This window comes from Streptomyces sp. NPDC039462 (assembly GCF_055639375.1).
In genome coordinates, this window is record NZ_JBVKAO010000002.1 from 129,346 (window position 1) to 153,236 (window position 23,891).

22 protein-coding genes are annotated in these 23,891 nt (G+C 70.9%); 2 read left to right on the forward strand and 20 right to left on the reverse strand.

The window, feature by feature from the left end:
* Positions 1–44: 44 nt before the first annotated feature.
* The 13 genes from ACZ7LU_RS11325 to proS form a co-directional block, all read right to left on the reverse strand.
* Entirely contained in the window at positions 45–353 is a 309-nt protein-coding gene (locus tag ACZ7LU_RS11325) for a DUF2469 domain-containing protein (protein ID WP_005311352.1), read from the reverse strand.
* 55 nt (positions 354–408) lie between these two features.
* On the reverse strand, positions 409–921 hold the full coding sequence (locus ACZ7LU_RS11330; RefSeq protein ID WP_471916591.1) for an NUDIX hydrolase: 513 nt from the start codon (positions 919–921) through the stop codon (positions 409–411).
* Positions 911–1,663, reverse strand: a complete 753-nt coding sequence (lepB, locus tag ACZ7LU_RS11335; protein WP_471916592.1) for a signal peptidase I — start codon at positions 1,661–1,663, stop codon at positions 911–913. Before lepB (ACZ7LU_RS11335) ends, ACZ7LU_RS11330 begins: the two co-directional genes overlap by 11 nt.
* A gap of 80 nt (positions 1,664–1,743) precedes the next feature.
* Complete coding sequence (gene lepB / locus ACZ7LU_RS11340) at positions 1,744–2,721, reverse strand: signal peptidase I (RefSeq protein WP_398308670.1); 978 nt, start codon at positions 2,719–2,721, stop codon at positions 1,744–1,746.
* Entirely contained in the window at positions 2,606–3,691 is a 1,086-nt protein-coding gene (gene lepB, locus ACZ7LU_RS11345; RefSeq protein WP_398308672.1) for a signal peptidase I, read from the reverse strand. The genes lepB (ACZ7LU_RS11340) and lepB (ACZ7LU_RS11345) overlap by 116 nt, the downstream gene beginning before the upstream one ends.
* On the reverse strand, positions 3,684–4,406 hold the full coding sequence (gene lepB, locus ACZ7LU_RS11350) for a signal peptidase I (protein ID WP_471916593.1): 723 nt from the start codon (positions 4,404–4,406) through the stop codon (positions 3,684–3,686). Before lepB (ACZ7LU_RS11350) ends, lepB (ACZ7LU_RS11345) begins: the two co-directional genes overlap by 8 nt.
* A gap of 45 nt (positions 4,407–4,451) precedes the next feature.
* A complete protein-coding gene (rplS, locus tag ACZ7LU_RS11355; RefSeq protein WP_055569038.1) occupies positions 4,452–4,802 on the reverse strand; it encodes a 50S ribosomal protein L19 in 351 nt (116 codons plus the stop codon).
* A gap of 131 nt (positions 4,803–4,933) precedes the next feature.
* Positions 4,934–5,755, reverse strand: a complete 822-nt coding sequence (gene trmD, locus ACZ7LU_RS11360) for a tRNA (guanosine(37)-N1)-methyltransferase TrmD (protein ID WP_398308676.1) — start codon at positions 5,753–5,755, stop codon at positions 4,934–4,936.
* On the reverse strand, positions 5,755–6,333 hold the full coding sequence (rimM, locus tag ACZ7LU_RS11365; protein ID WP_471916594.1) for a ribosome maturation factor RimM: 579 nt from the start codon (positions 6,331–6,333) through the stop codon (positions 5,755–5,757). Before rimM ends, trmD begins: the two co-directional genes overlap by 1 nt.
* A gap of 92 nt (positions 6,334–6,425) precedes the next feature.
* A complete protein-coding gene (locus ACZ7LU_RS11370; protein WP_327353152.1) occupies positions 6,426–6,665 on the reverse strand; it encodes an RNA-binding protein in 240 nt (79 codons plus the stop codon).
* A gap of 2 nt (positions 6,666–6,667) precedes the next feature.
* Positions 6,668–7,105 (reverse strand): 30S ribosomal protein S16, encoded by a 438-nt coding sequence (gene rpsP, locus ACZ7LU_RS11375; RefSeq protein ID WP_398308681.1) that lies wholly within the window; start codon positions 7,103–7,105, stop codon positions 6,668–6,670.
* A 190-nt stretch (positions 7,106–7,295) separates the two neighbouring features.
* Positions 7,296–7,892 (reverse strand): hypothetical protein, encoded by a 597-nt coding sequence (locus ACZ7LU_RS11380; protein ID WP_362994255.1) that lies wholly within the window; start codon positions 7,890–7,892, stop codon positions 7,296–7,298.
* A gap of 259 nt (positions 7,893–8,151) precedes the next feature.
* A complete protein-coding gene (proS, locus tag ACZ7LU_RS11385; RefSeq protein ID WP_468562332.1) occupies positions 8,152–9,567 on the reverse strand; it encodes a proline--tRNA ligase in 1,416 nt (471 codons plus the stop codon).
* Positions 9,568–9,784: 217 nt separating this feature from the next.
* Between proS and ACZ7LU_RS11390 the strand changes: the two genes are divergently transcribed.
* Positions 9,785–10,645 (forward strand): SAM-dependent methyltransferase, encoded by an 861-nt coding sequence (locus ACZ7LU_RS11390; protein WP_398308685.1) that lies wholly within the window; start codon positions 9,785–9,787, stop codon positions 10,643–10,645.
* Positions 10,646–10,679: 34 nt separating this feature from the next.
* On the opposite strand, the gene ftsH is transcribed toward ACZ7LU_RS11390, so the two are convergent.
* The 6 genes from ftsH to nsdA all read right to left on the reverse strand — a co-directional run bounded on the left by ftsH (position 10,680) and on the right by nsdA (position 21,394).
* Positions 10,680–12,614, reverse strand: a complete 1,935-nt coding sequence (ftsH, locus tag ACZ7LU_RS11395; RefSeq protein WP_471916595.1) for an ATP-dependent zinc metalloprotease FtsH — start codon at positions 12,612–12,614, stop codon at positions 10,680–10,682.
* Positions 12,615–12,738: 124 nt separating this feature from the next.
* The gene (gene ffh, locus ACZ7LU_RS11400) at positions 12,739–14,292 is read right to left on the reverse strand and encodes a signal recognition particle protein (RefSeq protein ID WP_398308689.1); all 1,554 of its coding nucleotides are present in this window, start codon (positions 14,290–14,292) and stop codon (positions 12,739–12,741) included.
* A 981-nt stretch (positions 14,293–15,273) separates the two neighbouring features.
* Positions 15,274–17,868, reverse strand: coding sequence for a [protein-PII] uridylyltransferase (locus tag ACZ7LU_RS11405; RefSeq protein ID WP_471916596.1), 2,595 nt, complete (start codon positions 17,866–17,868; stop codon positions 15,274–15,276).
* A gap of 79 nt (positions 17,869–17,947) precedes the next feature.
* Entirely contained in the window at positions 17,948–18,286 is a 339-nt protein-coding gene (locus ACZ7LU_RS11410) for a P-II family nitrogen regulator (RefSeq protein WP_398308693.1), read from the reverse strand.
* Complete coding sequence (locus tag ACZ7LU_RS11415; RefSeq protein ID WP_471916597.1) at positions 18,283–19,644, reverse strand: ammonium transporter; 1,362 nt, start codon at positions 19,642–19,644, stop codon at positions 18,283–18,285. The genes ACZ7LU_RS11410 and ACZ7LU_RS11415 overlap by 4 nt, the downstream gene beginning before the upstream one ends.
* A 268-nt stretch (positions 19,645–19,912) precedes the next feature.
* Positions 19,913–21,394, reverse strand: coding sequence for a transcriptional repressor NsdA (gene nsdA, locus ACZ7LU_RS11420; RefSeq protein WP_398308697.1), 1,482 nt, complete (start codon positions 21,392–21,394; stop codon positions 19,913–19,915).
* A gap of 421 nt (positions 21,395–21,815) precedes the next feature.
* Between nsdA and ACZ7LU_RS11425 the strand changes: the two genes are divergently transcribed.
* The gene (locus tag ACZ7LU_RS11425) at positions 21,816–22,478 is read left to right on the forward strand and encodes a bifunctional DNA primase/polymerase (protein WP_471916598.1); all 663 of its coding nucleotides are present in this window, start codon (positions 21,816–21,818) and stop codon (positions 22,476–22,478) included.
* A gap of 78 nt (positions 22,479–22,556) precedes the next feature.
* Here the strand turns inward: ACZ7LU_RS11425 and ftsY are convergent, their stop codons facing one another.
* Entirely contained in the window at positions 22,557–23,792 is a 1,236-nt protein-coding gene (gene ftsY / locus ACZ7LU_RS11430) for a signal recognition particle-docking protein FtsY (RefSeq protein ID WP_398308701.1), read from the reverse strand.
* Positions 23,793–23,891: the final 99 nt, after the last annotated feature.

Here is a 23,891-nt window from a genome sequence, read left to right on the forward strand (position 1 = left end):
CCGCCACCCCCGCGAGTGAACCCCGCCGCACCGGCCGTGGCGCCTCAGCTGCCCGGTAGTTCGAGATCGCTCTTGTTGAGCTCCTCGATGTTCACGTCCTTGAACGTGAGGACCCGTACCTGCTTCACGAACCGAGCCGGCCGGTACATGTCCCACACCCAGGCGTCCGCCATGGACACCTCGAAGAAGACCTCGCCCTGGACCGAGTGCACCTGCATCTCGTAGTCATTGGTGAGGTAGAAACGCCGCTCGGTCTCGATCACGTATTTGAACAGACCGACGACGTCGCGGTACTCCCGGTAGAGCTTCAGCTCCATCTCGGTCTCGTACTTCTCGAGGTCCTCGGCGCTCATGGCATGTTCCCCTTCAGCCGTGCGTCCCCCTATTGTGCGTCAGCCCCGCGAGCCCCTACACGATTTCCGTGTCGAGGATCTCGGGCCTGTCCGGGGGCCCCTCGTCGAGCAGTCTGCGAAACAGCCCGGCGAGTCTGGTCGGGTACACCGTCTCATGCGCCTCGGTCAGTTCACGGCACGTCCACCAACGTGCTCCGGCGACACTGCGCCTTTCCAGCTCCGTGAAGCCCTCGGCGACGGTCGCCGTCTGCGACGTACGCGCCAGGTAGTACCACTCGTCCTGGTCCCAGCGCCGCCCGGCGAACGGGAACGAGCACAGGCGCCGCCACAGCACCGGGCCGAGCTCGACGGCGGTGATGCCGGTCTCCTCCCGCAGCTCACGCAGCGCCGCCTGCTCCCGCGTCTCGTTACCCTCGACCCCGCCGCCCGGCGTGAACCACCAGTCGTCCGCCGGGTCTCCCGGCTCATGGCCGTGCAGCAGCAGGATGCGGTCGTCCGGATCGAGCAGGACCACCCGCGCCACCCGGCGCAGCGGGCGCCCCGAAAGGGACTCCGGCTCAGCCGACACTCGCGGCCTCCCGCGCGCTGCCGCTCCCGCGTCGGCGGCCCATGCGCTTGGCCACCGGGCCGTACGCCCCGCCGCCCAGGACGAGGACCATGCCCGCCACGACGGCGATCACCAGCATGCGCAGCGGTCCGGGGGTCGAGATGCCGCCCGGCAGGTCCGCGAAGCCCTCGGGCCGTTCCAGCATGCCGAGCCTGTCCGTCGGCCAGGCCACCGCGTCGACCCGCGCCCGCACGGCGTCGCGCGGCACCGATCCGTTCTGCCCGTCGTCCAGGTGCACGGTGGAGTCCAGGGAGCCGCTGCGCTCGTCGCCGAGCAGGAACAGGCGGCCCTTGGGGACCGTCGTGGTGGGGATGCCGGACACGGCGAACTTGTCCTTGGGCAGATACGGTTCTGCGATCTCCTTGCCGTTCACGGTCAGCTTGCCGTCCTCGCAGCAGGCGATCCGGTCGCCGCCTATGCCGACGACGCGCTTGACCATCGGTAGGTCGCCCCAGGTCTTCTGCTTGAAGACGACGACGTCACCGCGGCGCACCTCGTCGCCGTCGATGCGCTGGGCGAGCACGCGGTCACCCGAGCCGATCGTCGGCGCCATGGACCCGGTGGGGACGGTGTACGGCTGGTACAGGACGGCGCCCCAGACGAATCCGCCGAGGAAGAGCACACAGCCGAGGGCCACGGCGATGCTCGACAGCGTGCTGCCGAGCCGTCCGCGGCCCTCGTCCGTACGTCGCGTCCTGCTCATCCCAGTGCTCCCCCGTCTCGGAGACGACCCCGCCGTCCGTACGCACGGACGGCGGAAGATCAGCGATCTGGGACGGCACCCTACCCGGCGGTACTGCCGCCAGAAACCCTCGCGGCCCGGGCCGCGGCCACCGTGAGCCGGCGTCGGCGCCACAGCACGAGCGGCACGGCACCCGCGAGTCCGAGGGCGCTCGGCGCCGCGCCGGCGAGCGCGTTGATGCCCGGCTGGTCGAAGGTGTCGGGCTTGGGCAGCGTCGCCCAGCGGGTGGGCGGCCAGGCGATGACGATGGCACGGCCCACGACGTTGTCCACGGGGACGGCGCCGCCGCCGGGCTGGTTCTGGTGGTAGCGGGAATCCAGCGAGTTCTGCCGGTGGTCACCCATGACCCAGATTTTGCCCTTGGGTACGGTCTTCTTGAACTGGCCGCCCTGGTCGTCGACGCTGCACGGGGTGTTGCCCGCGAAGACGTACGGCTCGTTCAGCGCCTTGCCGTTGACCTTCACCGGTCCTGTGCCCTTGCACTCCACGGTGTCGCCGCCGACCGCGATGACGCGCTTGATGAGGTCCTTCTCGTCGGCGGAGGGCATCAGGCCGACCCAGCCGAGGACCCGCTGGATCGCGTTCGGGTCGGGGGTGGGCTCGCCGTCCAGCCAGTGGCCGGGGTCCCTGAAGACGACGACCTCGCCGCGCTCGGGCTCCGAGCCGAACCACGGCGTCAGCTTGTCGACGAGGACGCGGTCGCCCTGCTGCAGCGTGTTCTGCATCGAGTCCGAAGGGATCGAGAACGCCTGGACCAGGAAGGTCTTGATGAGCAGTGCCAGGACCAGGGCGATGCCGATGAGGAGCGGGAGCTCCTTCCAGAAGGAGCGGGGCTTCTTCGGCTGCTTGGCACCCTGCCCGCTCGTCGCCCCGTCACCGCCGTCACCGCCGCCGTCGACGGCTTCAGTCCCGGGGGCCGCACCGTCCGCGACGGCATCGACGCCCGGCTCGTCGGATCGTCCCGGCCGCTCTTCGGGCCCCTCGTGTCCGGATCGTGCGCCGACCGCCAAATCCCCCACATCCACTCCTCAGTCCGTGCCGCCGCCTGCCCCAGATGCGATGCAGGCCCACCACTCCCATAACGAGCGGGAGTTCCGCAGGGGTCGGGAGCCGGATCAATCCGTATCGATCGCCGGGGGCCACCCTATGCGACGCTCCTGTGGCCCTGTCCGATCCCGCACGCGCGTCGGGTACCGACGCATATGTCTCCGGCTTCTCCAGTTTGCGCCAGTGACCGAAGGGCCAGCCGATGACGATGGCACGTCCGACCACCTCGTCCTCCGAGATGGTGCCGCTGAACTTCTCGGAGCGGTGGAACCGGGAGTCGGCGGAGTCGCTCCGGTGGTCGCCCATCATGAAGAGCCGTCCTTCGGGGACCTTCACCTCGAATTCGAACGCCGATGGCTTGTCCCCGGGGTGGATGTAGGGCTCGTCCAACGGCACTCCGTTGACCGTGACCTTGTCGTTCTTGTCACAGCACTTCACGGTGTCGCCGCCGACGCCGACCACTCGCTTGATCAGGTCCCGCTCGCTGTCGGAGGGCAGCAGGCCGATCTGGGTCAGCCCTTCCTTGACCTGCTTGACGACCACCGGGTCGTCCTTCTTCTTGCCCTGTTCCTCTTCCAGCCAGTTGCCGGGGTCCTTGAAGACGACGACCTCGCCGCGCTCCGGCTTCGATCCGAACCAGGGGGTGAGTTTGTCGACAAGGACCCGGTCACCGATCCGGATCGTCTGCTCCATGGAGCCCGACGGGATCACGAAGGCCTGCACCAGGAACGTCTTCAGGACGAGGGCTATCAGCAGCGCCACGCCTATGAGGAGGGGTATCTCCTTGATGGCCGAACGCCGCCTGCGGCGCTTGACCTTCTTCGCGAGCTTGCGCCGGTCCGCCCGGCCCGGCAGTACGGGACCGTCGGTCGGCCGGGACCCGGTGGGGAGCCTGGTGTCGGCGTGGTGACCGGCGGCGCGTGTCCGCCCGCGGCTACCCATGGGCGCCGCCGGGTGCGGGCACGCGCGCGTAGCTGTCGGGGCGCTTCAGGGACGTCCAGCGGCCGATGGGCCAGGCGATCCAGTCGGCCCTGCCGATGACCTCGTCGACGGGGATCATGCCGCCGCCGGGCTGCCCCAGATGGTCGCGGGAGTCGCGGGAGTCGCTGCGGTGGTCGCCGAGGAGGAAGAGGCTGCCCTCGGGGACGACGACGTCGAAGGGCACCTTGGAGGCCGCGTCCCCCGGGTACAGAAAAGGCTCGTCGACGGGCTCGCCGTTCACCTTGATCCTCCCCCGCTTGTCGCAGCAGACCACCCGGTCTCCCCCGGTGCCCACGACCCGCTTGATGTAGTCGGCGTCTCCGAAGTAGCCGCTGCCGTCGAAGACGACCGCGTCACCTCGCTGCGGCTCGGAACCGAAACGGTACGCCAACTTGTTGACGAGCACCCGGTCCCCGGAGCGGAACGCGGGCTGCATGGAGCCGCTCGGGATCTGGAAGGGCTGCACGACGAAGGCGCTGACCAGGAGGAGGGCTCCCACGCCCAGCAGGAACGTCAGCGTGAGCCGGCCGCCCGGCAGCCGCTCGACGGCCGACGCGAAAACGGAGCGCGACCGGTCCTCCGTCTCCTCGGATGCTTCGGAGACGTGTGGAACGTCTCCGGAATCGGAGGGTGTGGAGGAGCGGTCGCGCTCCGTGTGCTGTGCTTCGGTGTCCATCGGGGCCAGATGCTATCCGGCCCGGCTGTGGACCCGCGCGGGAGCTCAGCTCTCGCGCTTCTCCTTGATCTTCGCGGCCTTGCCGCGCAGGTCACGGAGGTAGTACAGCTTCGCGCGACGCACGTCACCGCGGGTGACGAGCTCGATCTTCTCGACGATCGGGGTGTGCACCGGGAAGGTGCGCTCGACGCCCACGGAGAAGGAGACCTTGCGGACCGTGAAGGTCTCGCGGACGCCCGCACCCTGGCGACGGATGACTACGCCCTTGAACTGCTGCACACGGGAGCGGTTGCCCTCGATGACGCGGACGTGGACGTTGACGGTGTCACCCGGGCGGAAGGCCGGGATGTCGCTGCGCAGCGACGCGCTGTCGACGGAGTCGAGCAGGTTAGCCATGATCGTCTGCTTTCTTCACTGATGCCACAGGTCATCAGCGGAACGTGGTGATGAGGATTCGGTAGCTGATCGCGTCGGGCGGGCGTCATTCCCCCTGTGGCAGGGGCGCACGCTGGACGTACAGCAGCGGCCTATTCTTCCACGGCCTCGGGGTCTCGCCCAAATCGGCCGTCGGGCCCCGGGCGCCACCCCAGGATCGAGAGCATCTCGCGGTCCTTCTTGTCGAAGGCCGCGGGGTCGCAGCGCTCGATGAGATCGGGCCGGTTGCGGGTGGTGCGCCGGAGCGCCTCGTCCCGCCGCCAGCGCGCGATCTTGCCGTGGTGGCCGCTGAGCAGGACGTCGGGGATGCCGTGCCCGCGCCACTGGGGAGGCTTGGTGTACACCGGGCCTTCCAGGAGGTTGGCCATGGCTCCGGGGGCGAAGGAGTCGTCCTGGTGGGACTCGGCGTTGCCCAGGACGCCGGGCAGGAGCCGGGCCACCGCCTCGGTGACGACCAGGACGGCGGCTTCCCCGCCGGCGAGGACGTAGTCGCCGATGGAGACCTCGTAGACCGGCATGCGGGTCGCGTACTCGTCCGTGACGCGGCGGTCGATGCCTTCGTAGCGCGCGGGCGTGAAGACCAGCCAGGGGCGCTCGGAGAGCTCCACGGCGAGTTCCTGCGTGAAGGGGCGGCCGCTGGGCGTGGGGACGACCAGGACGGGCCCGTGGGCCCCTGCCTCGTACCCGTCCGCGAGCACGTCGTCGAGGGCCGCGCCCCAGGGCTCGGTCTTCATGACCATGCCGGGGCCGCCGCCGTAGGGAGTGTCGTCGACCGTGTTGTGCCGGTCGTACGTCCACTCCCTCAGGTCGTGCACTTGGACGTCGAGCTGTCCACGCGCGCGTGCCTTGCCCACGAGGGAGACGTTGAGCGGTTCCAGGTACTCGGGAAAGATCGTGACGACGTCGAGCCGCATTACGCCGTGCCCTCCGGAGCCGCCTTGTCCTCCGCCTCCGCCGCGTCCCGCGCGGAGGCGATCTCGGCGCGGTCGTCGATGAGGCCGGGGGGCGGGTCGATGATCGCGCGCTGCTCCTCCAGGTCGATCTCGACGACGATCTCCTCGACGAAGGGGATCATCACCTCGCTGCCGTCGGGCCGCTCCACGATGAACAGGTCCTGGGAGGGCAGGTGCGAGATCTCGGTGATGCGGCCGACCTCCGTGCCGTCCTCGAGGACGACGTCGAGGTCCATGAGCTGGTGGTCGTAGAACTCGTCCTCTTCCTCGGGGAGCTCTTCGGGGTCCACCTCGGCGATCAGGAGGGTGTTGCGCAGGGCCTCGGCGGCCGTGCGGTCGCGCACGCCCTCGAAGCGCAGCAGGAGGCGGCCGCTGTGCACCCGGCCGGTCTCGATGGTCAGCGGGCCGGTGGATGCGGGGTCCGTGGCGAGGACGGCGCCGGGGCCGAGCCGCAGCTCCGGCTCGTCGGTGCGGACCTCGACGGTGACCTCACCTTTGATGCCGTGCGCACGGCCGATGCGGGCGACTACCAACTGCACTGCTTTTCTCCTCGTTCACGACTACGGGCCGGGGAAGGCCCTGAAGCCCTCCCCGGCCCGAGCCGGTGCTGCTGTGGTTCTGAGAACCCGGTTCAGCGAACCTGGTCCACGTCGACGAGGTCGACGCGGACACCGCGGCCGCCGATGGCGCCCACGACCGTGCGCAGAGCGCGTGCGGTGCGGCCGTTGCGGCCGATCACCTTGCCGAGGTCATCGGGGTGGACCCGGACCTCGAGAACGCGTCCACGGCGCAGGGTGCGCGAGGCCACCTGCACGTCGTCGGGGTTGTCGACGATGCCCTTCACGAGGTGCTCGAGAGCCTCCTCGAGCATGCTCAGGCCTCGGTGGTCTCGGTGGACGTGGCTTCGGCCTCGTCCGCCTTCTTGTCCGACTTCTTGGCCTTCTGAGTGATGGCCTCACCCTTGGCGTCGTCGCCCTCGAGGCCCTTGGTGAAGGCCTCGAACGCAGCGCGCTTGTCCTTGGGCTCGGCGACCTTCAGTGGCGCCGGGGCGGGCAGACCCTTGTGCTTCTGCCAGTCACCGGTGAGCTTCAGGATGGCCATGACCGGCTCGGTCGGCTGGGCGCCGACGGACAGCCAGTACTGGGCGCGCTCCGAGTCGACCTCGATGCGCGACGGGTTCTGCACCGGGTGGTACAGGCCGATCTCCTCGATGGCCCGGCCGTCACGGCGGGTACGGGAGTCGGCGACGACGATGCGGTAGTGAGGCGAACGGATCTTGCCCAGACGCTTCAGCTTGATCTTGACTGCCACGGGAGTGGTGTCTCCTGGTCTTGACGTGGGTGGGCACAACGGTGATGCCGCGTGGGGTTGCGGTACTCGAGTGCCCGATGGACGCGTCAGCCGGAGGAGAGAGGGGTCCTATGCGACTGTCGAGTACAGCTAGCCATTGTGCCATACGCCGCCGGGGCACCCGAACGCGGTCCGGGCGCCCCGCACCGGCTCAGCCCACGCCCACTCCGACCACTTCCGGGATCCGGAAGGGCTTTCCGCAGCCGCCGCACATGATGGGCGCCTGGGCGAGCACGGAGGGCACGACGCGGACATTGCGCCCGCAGTCGCAGACGGCCTTCACTCGCACGCCTCCTCCGGAGGAGCCGTGCCGGGCGGCCGGTCCACGGAAGCTGCGCGCGGTGTCCGCCGTCGTCGCCGCGCTGTGCGCCTTCAGGGCGCGGTGCAGCCGGTCGATCGTCGGGCGGTAGCGCTTCTTGGCCTCGGGGTTGAGCGTGACCAGCGAGAAGCCGCTGCTGGGATGTGGCTCCTCGGGATGGTCCAGGCCCAGCTCCTCGGCGATCGCGAGGAATCTGCGGTTGTGATAGCGGCCGGCGCGTGAAGTGTCGCGTACGCCGCGCGAGGCGGCGATGCCATGGACTGCCTCGTGAAGCAGTCGCTCGAAGGAGAGCTCGGCGCCGCAGGCGGACGACGACTCTCCGATCAGGGATTCGGGCGCGGCAAGGTCGGGCAGCTCGGGGTGGTGCCGCTGAATGTCGGCCCACGCCTGTGCCAGCTCTGCGGCGAGAACAGGTGGTGTCGTGCTCACGTCGTGACAACGAGCCGAGTGCCCCGGGGGTTCCATTCCGGGGCATCCCAAATAATTTGCACGTACCCGTCAGTTGCCGTTGATGCGTCCGGACGAGGGCGGGTGCGCTGATCTGCGGAGAAGCCTCACAGCTCGCACCAAGCCGGTACGTAGTGGCGCGTACGCCCCAGCGCGTAGAACTACCCCTCGCGCCGGGGCTCGTGGTGTGCGGGGCCGCGCGCGAGCCGGGAACGGTGCGCCGGTACCGGAGCCGCGCTCCTCAGTAGGCGCGGGCCACAAGAGCGACGTTACCCGGGGTCTCATCGGCGTCCGGCACCGCCCCGTCCTCGGCGACCAGACAGCGTACGGACACGGCGTGCTCCGCCAGCCTGGCCTCGCCTTCTTCGCCGAGCACGGCCCACGGGACGCGCGCCCAGCCCCCCGCGGCGGTGGCCTCCACGGCCTCGTCGACCGTGCGGACGTCCGAGGTGCGGGACTCGCGGCGCTCGCGGGCCTGGCTCAGGAGCAGCGCCTGGTCCTCTTCGAGGACGGTGGGCAGCAGGGCGGCGAGGGCGTCGATCGCGACCGGCTCCTTGCCTCCCCTGAGACGGCGGGCCAGCATCGCGGTGCCGTTCTCCAGGTCGCGCGGGCCGACCTCGACGCGCACCGGCACGCCCTTGAGCTCCCAGTCCACCGCGCGCCGCCCGAAGGGGGTGTCCGTGCGGTCGTCGACCTGAACGCGGACGCCCGCGGCCTTCAGGGTCTCGCCGATCTCACGGACCTTGGCCAGGACGGCGTCGTCGCCCTTGATGGCGAGGACGACGGCCTGGACGGGGGCGAGGCGGGGCGGCACGCGCAGGCCGCTGTCGTCGCCGTGCATCATCACCAGGGCGCCGATCAGCCGTGTCGTGCTGCCCCAGGAGGTCTGCCAGACCAGTTCCTGGTTGCCGTCCTTGGACAGGTACCGGGTGTGGAAGGCCTTGGCGAAGTTCTGTCCGAGTTCGTGGCTGGTGCCGAGCTGGAGGGCCTTGCCGTCGCCCATCATCCCTTCGAGGGTGAGGGTGTTGATGGCGCCGGCGAAGCGCTCCTTGGCGGTCTTGCGGCCGAGCACGAAGTCCATGGCGAGGACCTCGCGCATGAAGTCTCCGTAGACGTGGCGGTGGATGTGGGCGGCGAAGTCGCGGGCCTCTTCGTACGTCGCGTGAGCCGTGTGGCCCTCCTGCCAGAGGAACTCCGACGTGCGCAGGAACAGCCGCGGGCGCATCTCCCAGCGGACGACGTTCGCCCACTGGTTGATCAGCAGCGGGAGGTCGCGGTAGCTCTGCACCCACTTGGAGAAGTACTCGTTGACGATCGTCTCCGACGTGGGACGGACGACGGCCGGCTCCTCCAGCTCCTTGCCGCCGCCGTGGGTGACGACGGCGAGCTCCGGAGCGAAGCCTTCGACGTGCTCCGCCTCCCTGGTCAGGTACGACTGCGGGATGAGGAGGGGGAAGTAGGCGTTCTGGGTGCCTGTCGCCTTGATGCGGGCGTCCATGTCCTGCTGCATCCGCTCCCACAGGCCGTAGCCGTACGGTCGGATCACCATGGTGCCGCGCACCGGGCCGTTGTCGGCCAGCTCGGCCTTGTTGATCAGGTCCTGGTACCAGCGCGGAAAGTCGTCCGCCTGGGGCGTGAGCACAGGTGTCTTGGCCATGGCGCGCATGGTAGGGGCGGGCCTCCGGAGAGTGCGCGTTTTTATCGCCCAGGGGGCGCACGACGGTGGAACACAAGCATTGGCCCACAACCTCTGGACTCCACGACGGATGCGGAGTTCTCTGGCATACGGGGGGAGTGCGAGCGCACTGCACGGGGGCGGACGAACCGTTGGATTACGGCACGGCACTAACTCTCGGCTGATTGGGGCGCATTCGATGACACCAACACTCGTGCAGTCGCACCGCTCCCCCGCGGGCGCAACGCCCCGCGTGGACCGGTGTGCACGCGCGCGTGACTGGGCGGAGATCCAGGAACGGATGCTGGTTCCGCTCTACGAAGCGGTGTACGAACGGCTCGAAGTGGGTGGCGCCACCCGGCTCCTGGGGCTCGGCTGCGGTTCCGGACTCGCTCTGCTGATGGCGGCCTCGCGGGGGGCCGTGGTCACCGGCGTGGACCCGTCGCAGCCCGAACGGCTCGCTCTCGCGCGAGAACGCCTCCTGCCGGACGCCGCGGGCGAGGCACGCGCGCGTACCGGCACCCGGCTCATCGAGGGCGGGCCCGCGGACGCGGCGGACCCGGACCTGCCGGCGTACAACCTCGTCACCGCCTTTCAGCCGATCGGCTGCATGGCGGGTGACTCCGAAGGGCTTTCTGGGCTCCTGGAGGCGGCGGCTCCGCTCGCCGGGCGCGGCACTCCGGTGGTGCTCGTCGGCTGGGGTCCTCCGGAGCGCTGTGCGACCTCTTCCGTGCTGCGGGTGGCGACGAAACTCGCCGACCCGCTGCGGTCCACGGGGAGTTGGCGTCCCGCGCTCCGGGACGACCTGGAGGAGGTCGCCCACCGGGCGGGGCTCAAGCCGGACGGGTCGGGCCGGGTCGCGTGCCCCTTCGGGTACGCGGACGTGGAGAGCGCCACACGCGGGCTGCTCTCGACGGGGCTGTTCGACGCGGCGGCGCGGGCGACGGACCAGGTGCAGGTGGACAAGGAGCTGACGGAGGCACTGCATCAGCATCGGCGCGGGGACGGCACGGTGTGGATGCCGAACGTCTTCCGGTACTTGATCGCGCTCACCCCGTAAGAGGTATCGGCCCTCTCCGTAGTAGCGCCTTGTGTCAGCTCTCCTTGGCCATCCGTGTGATGCCCGCGATCCGGTACGCCGCCGCCTCCTCCAGCGTCTCGTTCTCCAGCAGGGCCGCGGCGAGCGCGTCCAGTTGGTCCCGGTGCTCGCGCAGTTGCCGGCAGGCGCTCTCGTAGCACTCGTCGACGATCCGCCGCATCTCGCCGTCGATCGTGTCGAGGGTGTGGGGGGCCGCCGCGAGTCCGTAGGCCTGCTGGGCGTCGTTGGGCAGGGCGGAGAGGCGGCCCACCCGGGCGCTCATGCCCCACCGGCCGACCATGCCGCGCGCGATGTTGGTGACCTGCTCCAGGTCGTTCTCGGCGCCGGTGGTGATGACTTCGTAGACGACGTGTTCGGCTGCCATGCCTCCCAGGGCACCGATGATGCGGCCCCGGAGGTATTCCTCGGTGTAGGCGTACTTGTCGGAGTCCGGGGTCGAGAGCGTCACGCCCAGCGCACGGCCGCGCGGCACGATCGTGATCTTGCGGACCGGGTCGGCGCCGGGCTGGAGCATGCCGAGCAGGGCGTGTCCGCTCTCGTGGTAGGCCGTGCGCCGGCGCTCGTCCTCCGGCATCACCAAGGGCCGTTCGGCGCCGAGCTGCACCTTCTCCATGGCTTCGGAGAGGTCGGACTGCGTGACCGTCTTCTGCTTGCGCTTGACGGCGATGAGGGCGGCTTCGTTGGCGAGGTTGGCCAGTTCGGCGCCGGTCATGCCCGGTGTCGTACGGGCGACCTGGGCGAGGTCGACGTCGTCGGCCAGCGGGATGGGCCTCGTGTGGATCTTGAGGATGGCCTCGCGTCCTCCCCGGTCGGGCGGGGAGACGTTGACGACCCGGTCGAACCGGCCCGGCCTGGTGAGGGCGGGGTCGAGGACGTCGGCGCGGTTGGTGGCGGCGAGCACGATGACTCCCTCGGCGCCCGAGAAACCATCCATCTCGGTGAGGATCTGGTTCAGCGTCTGCTCGCGTTCGTCGTGCCCGCCCATCCCGCTGCCGCCGCCGCGGGCGCGTCCGATGGTGTCGATCTCGTCGATGAAGATGATCGACGGGGCGACCTTGCGGGCCTCGGCGAAGAGCTCCCGTACGCGCGAGGCGCCCACGCCCACGATCATCTCGATGAACCCCGAGGCGGAGGCCGAGAAGAAGGGGACGCCCGCCTCGCCGGCGACGGCGCGCGCGAGCAGCGTCTTGCCGGTGCCGGGCGGCCCCGCGAGGAGCACACCGCGCGGCATCTTGGCGCCCATCGCCCGATAGGCGTCCGGGTTCTTGAGGAAGTCGACGACGTCGTTGAGCTCGCCCTCGACCTCGTCGATGCCCGCCACGTCCTCGAACGTGGTCCGCTTCGCACCGGGCTCCAGCTCGACCGGCTTGGGCGGCGTCTTGCGCCCGAGCATGCCGCCACCGCCGCCCATCCCGGCGCTCATGCGCCGGGCGATGAAGATCCACAGAACGACGAGCAGCAGCATCGGGGCGAGGGAGATGAGCAGGTTCGAGAGGAAGCTGCGCTCCTGCACGACGGGCTCGGCGGTGACCGTCACGTCGTGCTTGGTGAGGTCGTCCCAGAGCTTGTCGTCGGCGAAGGCGGGCCGCTGCGTCGTGAACTTGGTGTAGTTCCCCTTGTCCTTGCCGGGCTTGGGCTGCTCCTTCTTGAGCTGGCCCTGGATCGCGTCGCCCTTGGAGTAGATCTTCGTGACGTTGCCGGAGTCGACCTGCTTGCTGAACTCCGTGTACGAGATCGTCGGCTCGTCGCCGTCGCTGAAGAAGGACAGCACGAGGTTGGCGATGACGAAGACGACCAGGGCCGTCACGATCAGGCCGCCCCAGCCGCCGGGCATCTTCTTCCTCGGCGGCGGTGTGGGACCGGGCGAGGGCGCGCCCTCGGAGCGCCACGGCTTGTCGGGCGCCCGGTCCGGCGGCACGGGGTTGCTCATACCGGGACGTTACGACACAACTCGGCCACCGGCACCCGCTCTCTCCCTGGAGAGCGCCGCCTGGAAAACGCTTGGGGCGCCCCTCACCAGAGGGGCGCCCCAAGCGGCGTACGACACGTCCGAGCTAGCCCATGAACTTCTTGAACTCGTCCGGCAGCTCGAAGTCCTTGCCCGGCTGCGCACCCGGCATCCCGAAGGCGGAACCCGCCTGGTTCGCGGCCTCGCGGCGCGCGGCGGCCTCCTGCTCCTCCTGCTTGCGCTTCATCGGGTTGCCCGACTTCCGCTTGCCCTTGGCCTGCTTCTGCTTCTTCTTCTGCTTGCCGGGGCCGCCGCCCATGCCCGGCAGCCCGGGCATGCCCGGCATGCCGCCGCCCTGGGCCATGCGGGACATCATCTTGCGGGCCTCGAAGAACCGCTCGACGAGGTTCTTCACGGCGCTGACGTCGACGCCGGAGCCCTTGGCGATACGGGCCCGCCGCGAGCCGTTGATGATCGTCGGCTCCTGACGCTCCAGGGGCGTCATCGACTTGATGATGGCGGCGGTGCGGTCGACGTCGCGCTCGTCCAGATTGTTGATCTGGTCCTTGATCTGCCCCATGCCGGGCATCATCCCGAGCAGCTTGCTGATGCTGCCCATCTTCCTGACCTGCTCCATCTGGGCCAGGAAGTCGTCGAGCGTGAAGTCCTGGCCCTTCTTGGAGGCCAGCTTCGAGGCCATCTTCTCGGCCTCTTGCTGCGAGAAGGTCTGCTCGGCCTTCTCGATCAGCGTGAGCATGTCGCCCATGCCGAGGATGCGGGACGCCATGCGGTCCGGGTGGAACGCGTCGAAGTCGTCCAGCTTCTCGCCGTTCGACGCGAACATGATCTGGCGTCCTGTGACCTGCGCGATCGACAGGGCGGCACCACCACGGGCGTCACCGTCGAGCTTCGACAGCACGACGCCGTCGAAGCCGACGCCGTCACGGAAGGCCTCCGCCGTGTTGACGGCGTCCTGACCGATCATGGCGTCGACGACGAAGAGGACCTCGTCCGGGCTGACCGCGTCCCGGATGTCGGCGGCCTGCTGCATGAGCTCCTGGTCGATGCCCAGGCGGCCGGCGGTGTCGACGATGACGACGTCGTACTGCTTCGTCCGCGCGAACTCGATGGAGTCCTTGGCGACCTGCACGGGGTCACCGACGCCGTTGCCCGGCTGGGGGGCGTACACACCGACGCCCGCGCGCTCGGCGACCACGCTCAGCTGGTTGACGGCGTTGGGACGCTGCAGGTCACACGCGACGAGGAGCGGCGAGTGGCCCTGCCCCTTCAGCCAGAGACCGAGCTTTCCCGCGAGGGTCGTCTTACCGGCACCCTGCAGACCCGCGAGCATGATGACCGTCGGGGCGGTCTTCGCGAACCGCAGGCGGCGCGTCTCGCCACCGAGGATGCCGATGAGCTCCTCGTTGACGATCTTGATGACCTGCTGGGCGGGGTTGAGGGCCTGGGAGACCTCGGCACCGGCCGCGCGCTCCTTGACCTGCTTGATGAACGCGCGGACGACGGGCAGGGCCACGTCCGCTTCGAGCAGGGCGATGCGGATCTCGCGCGCCGTGGCGTCGATGTCCGCCTCGGACAGGCGGCCCTTGCCCCGGAGGTTCTTGAATGTCGCTGCGAGGCGGTCGGAGAGAGTATCGAACACGGCGGTCGCGAATCCTCGGGTCGGGGGAAGGGGGACAGGTCGCCTTCCAGAGTATCTGGCGAGTGCGGGTAGCTGGGGCGCCGGTCGCGACTTCCCCGGCTCGCACCGTCGGCTTCCCTCTCCGCCCCGCCCCTCCCGCCTCCGTCCCCGCGCGCGGCACGGGGGCCCTTTCTTGACCTGCGACGTCCCGCTCGGGTAGGAGCACCGAGCCCGCCGCTCCGCGGCGGATGTCTCCCACCCACCCACCCGTTTGCCCCGCGACGCCCAGCGGGAGTAGGGGCGAGTGGGTGGGTCTGGCCCGTGGTGTCCTGCGGGGGTTGGGGCGGGTGGGTGGGTCTGCCCCGTGGCGTCCTGCGGGAGTAGCGGCGGGTGGGTGGGTCTGCCCCGTGGCGTCCTGCGGGAGTAGCGGCGGGTGGGTGGGTCTGGCCCGTGGCGTCCTGCGGGGGTTGGGGCGGGAGGGTGAGTTTGCCCCGTGGCGTCCTGCGGGGGTTGGGGCCGGTGGGTGGGTTTGCCCCGTGGCGTCCTGCGGGGGTTGGGGCGGGAGGGTGAGTTTGCCCCGTGGTGTCCTGCGGGGGTTGGGGCGGGTGGGTGGGGATTGCCCCGGGACGCAGCTGCCGCGCAGGGGGGCAAAAGGCGGCGTACCCCCGCCGGGCCGCAGCTGCCGCGCAGGGGAGCGAAGGCGGGGAAGCCCCACCGGGCCGCAGGCGCACACGCGCCCGAGGGGACGTGGGGGTATGTGCGAACGGAGCACCGAGCACACTCTGGCGTCTTTGGACTTGAGGCGCGGCGCAGGGATGGCGAGTACGCACATACCCCCGCGGCCCCGCCCCACAAACGAAGCAAAGGCGACCCGCACACAGGCGAACGACGCCAGAACCCGCCCGCCCCACAGACGAAGCAAAGGCGACCCCCGCCCAAGGCGCCCCCGCCAGAACCCGCCCCGCCGACGTACCAATAGCGAGACGGCCCGCCCAAGGTGGGCTACCCGCGCAGTGCCTCCTCCACCCCCCGAGCCACCCCCGCCGCCCGCTCCCCCGGCAACGGAGCCCCCTCCGGACCCGTCACATAGAACGCGTCCACCGCATTCGCCCCCAGCGTCGACACATGCGCACTCCGCACCACCACCCCCGCCTCCTCCAGCGCCCGGCCGATCCGGTGGAGGAGGCCGGGGGCGTCCTGGGCGCGGACTTCGATGACCGTCGCGAGGCGCGAACCCGCCGGGGCGACCGTCACCCGGGGCGGCGGCGCGACCGTCCCCCGCCGACGGGGATACGCGGCGTCCCGCTCGGCGAGGCGCCCCGCGATGTCCAGGGACCCGTCGAGCGCGCGCACCAGATCGGCGCGGAGCCGCGTGGCCTGCGGCAGGGACCCGTACTCCGCCGCGACCCGCCAGTTCAGGAGGAGCACAGAACCCTCGACGCCCGCCACGCCCTCGACACCCACCGGCGGCCCCGCCTCCCGCAGCTCCGCGGTCCGCACCGCGAGCCGGTGCAGCGCGAGCACCCCCGCCACCGCAGCCAGCACCCCCGGCTGCTCCGGCACGGCGACCATCAGTTCTACTCCCAGCTGCTCCACTCCCGGCTGCTCCACCCCCAGCGGCTCCGCCTCAGCCGCCTCGGCCGGCGGCTCCCCCTCCGCCCGCGCCCGCAGGGCCAGCACAGGACCGCCCGTACGGAACGCCTCCACGGCGAGCCGCTCCTGCTCGGCCGTGGGCGCCGCTGCCTCGGGGTCCGGGGGCTCGTCCCCGGCGAGCACCGCACCCACCCGCTTCACGAGGTCGGCGACCAACGCCCCCCGCCACGCCGACCAGGCGGCGGGCCCGGTGGCCAGCGCGTCCGCCTCGGTCAGCGCGTGCAGCAGTTCGAGCGTCCCCGCGGACCCCACCGCCTCGGCGACGCCCCGCACCGTCGCCGGATCGTCGAGGTCGCGCCGCGTGGCCGTCTCGACGAGCAGCAGGTGGTGGCGGACCAGGCACGCGACGACCGCCACGTCCCCCGGGTCGAAGCCGATCCGTGCCGCGACGTCCCGGGCGATGATCTCCCCGGCCACCGAGTGGTCCCCGGGCCAGCCCTTCCCGATGTCGTGCAGCAGCGCGGCGACGAGCAGCAGGTCGGGCCGCCCCACCCGCCGGGTGAGCTCGGACGCGCGCACCGCCGTCTCGACGAGATGCCGGTCGACCGTCCACGTGTGGACGGCGTTGCGCTGCGGCCGGCACCGCACCCTCTCCCAGTCCGGCAGGAGCCGGGTGATGAGCCCCTCCGCTTCCAGTGCCTCCCACACGGGGACCGTCGGCCGTCCCGCGCCGAGCAGCGTCACGAGCTGCTCGCGCGCCTCGGCGGGCCACGGCGTGGGCAGGTTCCCCGCCGTGGCGGCCAGTCGCCGCACGGCGTGCAGGGACAGCGGCAGCCCCGCCTGGGCGGCTGCCGCCGCGGCGCGCAGCGGCAGCACGGGGTCCCGTTCGGGCCGGGCGGCGAGCGCGAGCACGGCCTCTCCGTCGTGCTCCACGACCCCCTCGGCGAGCGGCGACCGCTCGGCCGCGGTCCCCCGGCCGTCCCCGCGTCCGCCCCCGCGGCCGGCTCCCCGGCCCCCGAGCATCGCCCGCAGCCGGGGCCGCCCGGACCGCGCCCGCAGGACGCGCCCCACCTCGCGCCAGGTGACGTCGCCTGCGTACGAGACGACGCGCGCGGCCTCGTACACCTGCCGCAGCAGGGTGTCCGCGTCCAGCAGGCCCAGCTCGGCGGCGACCTGGTCCTGTTCCTGGAGGGCGAGCCGGTCGGTGGCGCGGCCCGTCGTCAGGTGCAGCGCGTCGCGTACGTCGAGGAGGCGCCGCCGGGCGTCGGCGAGTCCCTCGCGGGGCGCGTCCGCCAGCCACGACGCGGCGACGGCACGCAGCGCGGTCACGTCGCGGAGCCCGCCCCTGGCCTCCTTCAGGTCGGGTTCGAGCAGGTGGCCCAACTCGCCCTGCCGCTCGGCGCGTTCTTCGCAGAGTGCGCGCAGCTCGGGCAGTCGTTTCGGCGCCTGGTTGCGCCAGTCGGCGAGCACGGCCGTGCGGAGCGCGGCGGTCAGTCCGAGGTCTCCGGCGACATGCCGCGCGTCGAGCAGGCCGAGGTGCACCTTGAGGTCCTCGCCGGCGGTCTTCCTGGCCTCCGCGGGTGTGCGCACGGAGTGGTCGAGGGCGAGCCCGAGGTCCCAGACGGGGTACCAGAGGCGGTCGGCGAGCGCGGCCACCTCGGCCGGGTCCGCGCTCCCGTCGTGCAGGAGCAGGAGGTCGAGGTCGCTGCGCGGCGACAGCTCACCGCGGCCGTAACCGCCCACCGCGACGAGGGCTGCGCCCCGCGGCACTCCCGCGGTCCCGTCCCCGCCGCGGTCCCCGGCACGACCTCCCGTACGGCCCCCGCCGCGGCCCCCGGCCTGGAAGAGCCCGGCCAGCCAGTCGTCCGTCAGCTCGGCGAGGGCGGAACGGCGCGGCGGCCCGGACCGCGACTCCTCATGGAGGAGTCGCAGCCGGGCCGCCGCGTAGCCGCTGGGTCCGGAGTCTTCCGGTTTCGATTCGGTACCTACGTCCACACTCGTCACCCAGCAGCTCCTGTTCAGTCCCGCTCAGTCCCGCACAGTTCCGTTCCGTCCCGCCCCGTCAGTTCTCCGGCCCCGCGCCTCACAGCGCGTCGGGCCCCCGCTCCCCGGTCCGCACCCGGACAGCCGTGTCGACCGGCACGCTCCAGACCTTGCCGTCCCCGATCTTGCCGGTGCGGGCGGCCTTCACGACGACCTCCACGAGCTCTTCGGCGTCGTCGTCCTCCACGAGCACCTCGATGCGGATCTTCGGCACGAGGTCGACCGTGTACTCGGCGCCCCGGTAGACCTCGGTGTGGCCGCGCTGCCGTCCGTAGCCGCTGGCCTCGGTGACGGTCAGGCCCTGCACACCGAAGGCCTGCAGCGCTTCCTTGATCTCGTCGAGCCGGTGCGGCTTGACGACCGCGGTGATGAGCTTCATGCGTCCACCTTCTTGTTCTTCTGAGCCTGCGCTGCCGCCGTGCCCGGGACCGGTCCGGGGACGGGCGTACGCGGAGCCGTACCCCCGCCCGCCCCGCTGAAGTCGTACGCGGTCTCGGCGTGTTCGACCTGGTCGATGCCCCCGACCTCGTCGTCCTCGCTGACCCGCATGCCGATCGTCTTGTCGATGAGGAGGGCGAGCACGGCGGAGGTGACCAGGGAGTACGCGAAGACCGCCCCGACGCCCGCGAGCTGCTTCCACAGCTGTTCGAGGCCGCCTCCGTAGAACAGGCCCTTCGCTTCCGACTGGCCGCCGCCGGTGGCGAAGAAGCCGACGAGGACCGAGCCGGCGACGCCGCCGACCAGGTGGACGCCGACGACGTCGAGGGAGTCGTCGTAGCCGAACTTGAACTTGAGTCCGACGGCCATGGCGCAGAGCAGACCGGCGATGGCGCCGATGGCGATGGCGCCGAGCGGCGAGCAGGAGCCGCCGGAGGGGGTGATGGCGACGAGGCCGGCGACGGCGCCCGACGCGGCGCCCAGCGTGGTGAACGCGCCGTGCCGGATCTTCTCGTAGACGAGCCAGGCGAGCATCGCGGCGGCGGTGGCGACCTGTGTGTTGACGAACATGAGCGCGCCGACGCCGTCGTCGTTGCCGAGCCATGAGCCCGCGTTGAAGCCGAACCAACCGAACCACAGCAGGGCCGCGCCGAGCATCACGAGCGGCAGCGAGTGGGGCCGCATCGGGTCCTTCTTGAAGCCGACGCGCTTGCCGATGACGAGGATCACGCCGAGCGCCGCGGCTCCGGCGTTGATGTGCACGGCCGTGCCGCCCGCGAAGTCGATGACGCCGAGCTCGAAGGCCCAGCCGCCGGTGCCCCACACCCAGTGCGCGACGGGGAAGTACACGATGGTGGCCCAGAGGGCGACGAAGAGCGCCCAGGCCGTGAACTTGACGCGGTCCGCGAGGGCGCCGCTGATCAGCGCCGGCGTGATGATCGCGAACATCAGCTGGAAGACGGCGAAGACGTAGACCGGGATGGTGTAGCCGTCCCAGAGCTGGTTGACGCCGAGGCCGCTGAGCCCGACGTAGTCGCTCTCCCAGCCGAAGAGGCTGCCGTGGTCGGTGCCGAACGCGACGGAGAAGCCGTACAGCACCCAGAGGATGGTGACGATCCCCAGGCTGATGAAGCTCATCATCAGCATGTTCAGGGTGCTCTTGACGCGGACCATGCCTCCGTAGAAGAAGGCGAGTCCCGGCGTCATGAGCATCACCAGGGCGGAGCAGATGAGCATGAATCCGGTGTTGGCGGCAGACAGCTCGGGGGCGTCTGCGGCGATCGTGATGCCTGGGGGCATCGGCGTCTCCTCGCTGTGGGGCCGGTTGTGCGCCAGACATTGGCGCAGCGCGGTTTCGGCGGGGGCGCCTCGGTGTTTCGCCGCAGTGACGAAGACGTCGTACGTGTTACGCGTCCATGAACTGGCGGGTCGCGCGGGGTGCGGTTTCCTGCCCTGCGCGGAGCGTGAGAACCGGCCGCGGCGGCCATCCGGCTGACCTGGCATGGGGGGAGCCGAGTCGGGCTGTAAGGGATGGTCCGGCCGCGGCCGGGGCCGGTCGTGCCGGGGGTCAGACCGCCTCCGCGGTCTCCGGCATCTCGATGGCGAGCCGCTCGGTGAGCTGCACGACCTCGGCGACGTCTCCGAAGTCGCGGACGGCCGTGTCGACGGTCTTGCGCAGGCGGGTGTTGACCCGCTCGGAGCGGACCTTCTTGGCGATGTCGAGGGCCTGTCCGGCGAGGAGGGTGCTCTGCTCGGGCTCGCGTTGGAGCAGGTGGACGGTGGCTTTGCCGATGAGGTTCAGCGCATACGAACGCTGGTGCTCGGGGTCCGCCTCGAAGAGCTCCACCGCGCGGTCCATGACGGGCTCGGCGAGCGAGGCGTAGGTGGGGCTGCGGCCTGCCACGTAGGCCAGGTCGCGGTACGAGTGGGCGTTCTCCCCGTTCAGTTCGGCCTCGGAGAAGAAGCGGATCCAGTCCGGCTCGGGCTCGGTGAAGTCCTCGGCGTCGGCGAAGGTGTCCTCGGCCATCCGCACGGCCCGCTTGCACTTGCCGGGCTGCCCCATGCTGGCGTAGGCCCGGGCCTCCATCGCATACAGCATGGCCTGGGTGCGCGGTCCGGCGCAGTCCCGGCTGCCGTACTGCGCGAGGTGGATGAGTTCGAGTGCGTCCTCCGGGCGGCCGAGGTGGATCATCTGGCGGCTCATGCTGGAGAGGATGTACGACCCGAGGGGCTTCTCGCCCGCTTCTTTGGCGGCGTGCAGGGCGAGGACGAAGTACTTCTGGGCGGTGGGCTGGAGTCCCACGTCGTAGCTCATCCAGCCCGCCAGCTCGGCGAGCTCGCCCGCGACCTTGAAGAGGCGCTTGGAGGTGGCTTCGGGCTGGGGCTCCTGCAGCAGGTCCGTCACTTCGTGCAGCTGTCCGACGACGGCCTTGCGCCGGAGCCCTCCCCCGCATTGGGCGTCCCACTGGCGGAACATCACCGTCGTGGACTCCAGGAGGTCCAGCTCCGGCTTGGAGAGCCGCGCCGGGCGGCGCGACGCGGCGGGCTCGGGGTCCTGTCGCGGGGACGAGGGCGAGGGCACGAGCCAGCGCTGCATGGGCTCGATGAGGGCGGGGCCCGCGGAGAGCGCGAGCGAGGTGCCGAGGAAGCCACGGCGGGCGAGCATCAGGTCGCTGCGCGAGAACTCACTGATGAGGGCGACCGTCTGCGGACCGGTCCAGGGCAGGTCGACCCCGGAGGAGGCGGGCGTGCGGTGGGCCGCTCGCAGACCCAGGTCCTCGACGGCGACGACGCAGCCGAACCGCTCGGAGAACAGTTCGGAAAGGATGCGGGGAATCGGCTCGCGCGGATTCTCGCCGTCCAGCCAGCGGCGCACCCGTGAGGTGTCGGTGGAAATATGATGAGCACCCAACTGCCGCGCCCTGCGGTTCACTTGGCGGGCCAGCTCGCCCTTCGACCAGCCGCTGCGCACGAACCAGGACGTGAGCATCTCGTTGGGGCGCTTCTCGGTGCTTGTGGCGTGCGTGCCGCCTCCACCGTTGCCGCTCACTGGAACGCCCCCATCCCTCATGCCACTTGCACGCTGTCCACGCCAAGCCCTAACAGAATGCCGCGCCTTGCGGCCGCCCGTCCGGAGAATGTCACCCGTCGAACAGGAAACCGACTTGCCTCCGGCATACCCGCGAGTGCTCGAACTCCCAGGGCCATGTACCGAAAGTAATCCTACGATCACGGGTCCGGCGAGGGCGATTGCGGAAACGCCACCATTCGCCACCCCTTCGAATGAACTCCCTTGCGGCGACAAGCGATTCACTTGACATAGGTCGACGGAAAGTGGGCGGAGCGGAGTGCACAGGGGCGCACAACGACCGGCGCACCACCGCGAATGCTTCGAGCGCCGCCTCAAGGACAGCCGGTCACGAACCGATTCCGTCTCGTAACCGCTGCACGCGCGACACGTTGGAGGGGGCATGGGCTTCACGATCGGCGGCATCCGGGGAACCGACAGGCCCCGGACCGGATCACGGCGGCGCGGCCGCACGGCGGACTGCACCGCGGTGGCGGAGTACACCGGCCTGTGGGGCTGGGCCGCGGTGCCCGGCGCGCGGGCCGTGGACGGCACCTGTTCGTGCGGAGCCACCTCCTGCCCGGCCCCCGGCGCCCACCCGCTGGGCTTCGCGCCCGAGGTCCCGGCCGGGGCCACCCTCGACGAAGTGGCGGACGCCTGGGCGGAGTTCCCCGGCGCCGCCGTGCTGCTGCCGGTGGGCCGCGCCTTCGACGTGATCGAGGTGGCGGAGACCGCGGGGCGGCGCGCCCTGGTCCGGCTGGAGCGGATGGGGCTCCCCCTCGGGCCGGTGGCGGTCACGCCGGACGGCCGGGCGCAGTTCTTCGTCGCCCCCGGCGCCGCGGCCGGACTTTCCCAGCTGCTCTACCGCATGGGCTGGGACGGCGCCGACCTGGACCTGCACGGCCTCGGCCGGGGCGACCACATCACCGCGCCACCGTCCGACCGCGGCGGCCTCGGCCCGGTCCGCTGGCTCCGCTCCCCGGCCCTCGACACGGCGACGAACCCGCCCGAGGCGCGGCTCCTCCTCGGCACCCTGGCGTACGTGGCACACCGCTCTCCCGCGTAGCGCCCCACGACGGAAGGGCCCCCTCGCATCTGCACCGTGCGAGGGGGCCCTTCACCTGCGTACGAGAGTTCGGGAGCCTCAGTCCCCGATGAGGGCGTCCACGAACGCCTCCGGCTCGAACGGCGCCAGGTCGTCCGCGCCCTCGCCGAGGCCGATCAGCTTGACCGGCACGCCCAGTTCGCGCTGCACGGCGACGACGATGCCGCCCTTGGCCGTGCCGTCCAGCTTGGTGAGGACGATGCCCGTGATGTCGACGACCTCGGCGAAGACCCGCGCCTGCACCAGGCCGTTCTGCCCGGTCGTGGCGTCGAGGACGAGCAGCACCTCGTCGAGCGGGGCGTGCTTCTCGACGACGCGCTTGACCTTGCCGAGCTCGTCCATGAGGCCGGTCTTGGTGTGCAGCCGGCCCGCGGTGTCGATGAGGACGACGTCCGCTCCCTCGGCGATGCCCTCTTTGACCGCGTCGAAGGCGATGGAGGCGGGGTCGCCGCCCTCGGGGCCGCGGACCGTGCGGGCGCCGACGCGCTCGCCCCAGGTCTGCAGCTGGTCGGCGGCGGCGGCGCGGAAGGTGTCGGCGGCGCCGAGGACGACCGAGCGGCCGTCGGCGACGAGGACGCGCGCGAGCTTGCCGGTGGTGGTGGTCTTGCCGGTGCCGTTGACCCCGACGACCATCACGATGCCCGGCGTCTCCAGGCCGGACTCGGTCTTCACGGTGCGGTCGAAGTCCGTGCCCGCGCCCGTGCCGAGGAGCGTGATGAGCTCCTCGCGCAGCAGGGTGCGCAGCTCGTCCGGGGTGCGGGTGCCGAGCACGCGGACGCGCTCGCGCAGCCGCTCCACGAGCTCCTGGGTGGGCGCGACACCGACGTCCGCGGTGAGCAGGGTGTCCTCGATCTCCTCCCAGGTGTCCTCGTCGAGGTGCTCACGGGACAGCAGCGTGAGCAGTCCCTTGCCGAGCGCGTTCTGCGAGCGGGAGAGCCGGGCGCGGAGCCGGACCAGACGTCCTGCGGTGGGCTCGGGGGTCTCGATCTCCGGCGCGGCCGGTTCTTCGACGACCGGCTCCTCGACCACGACCGGCGCGGTGGCCGACGGCTCGACGAGCGGGAGTTCCACCTCCTCGATCGTGCGGCGCGGTTCGTCGCGCGGCGTCTCGGCCTCGTCGCCGACCTTCGGTTCGGCGGGAGGGGCGGTGATGGTGGGCGCGGAGGGCGGGGCCTGCGGGGGCAGCTGCTTCTTCTTACGGCTGCCGATCACGAGCCCGCCGAGCGCGCCGATCACGACCACGGCGATGACTACAGCAAGGATGACGATTTCCATAACCCGTCCAGTATCGGCCATGGCCCCCGGAGAGGCCCAGATTGTGTTTTCCTCCAAAGAACATATGCCCCGGGAAGGCACTACTCGGATTAAAGTACG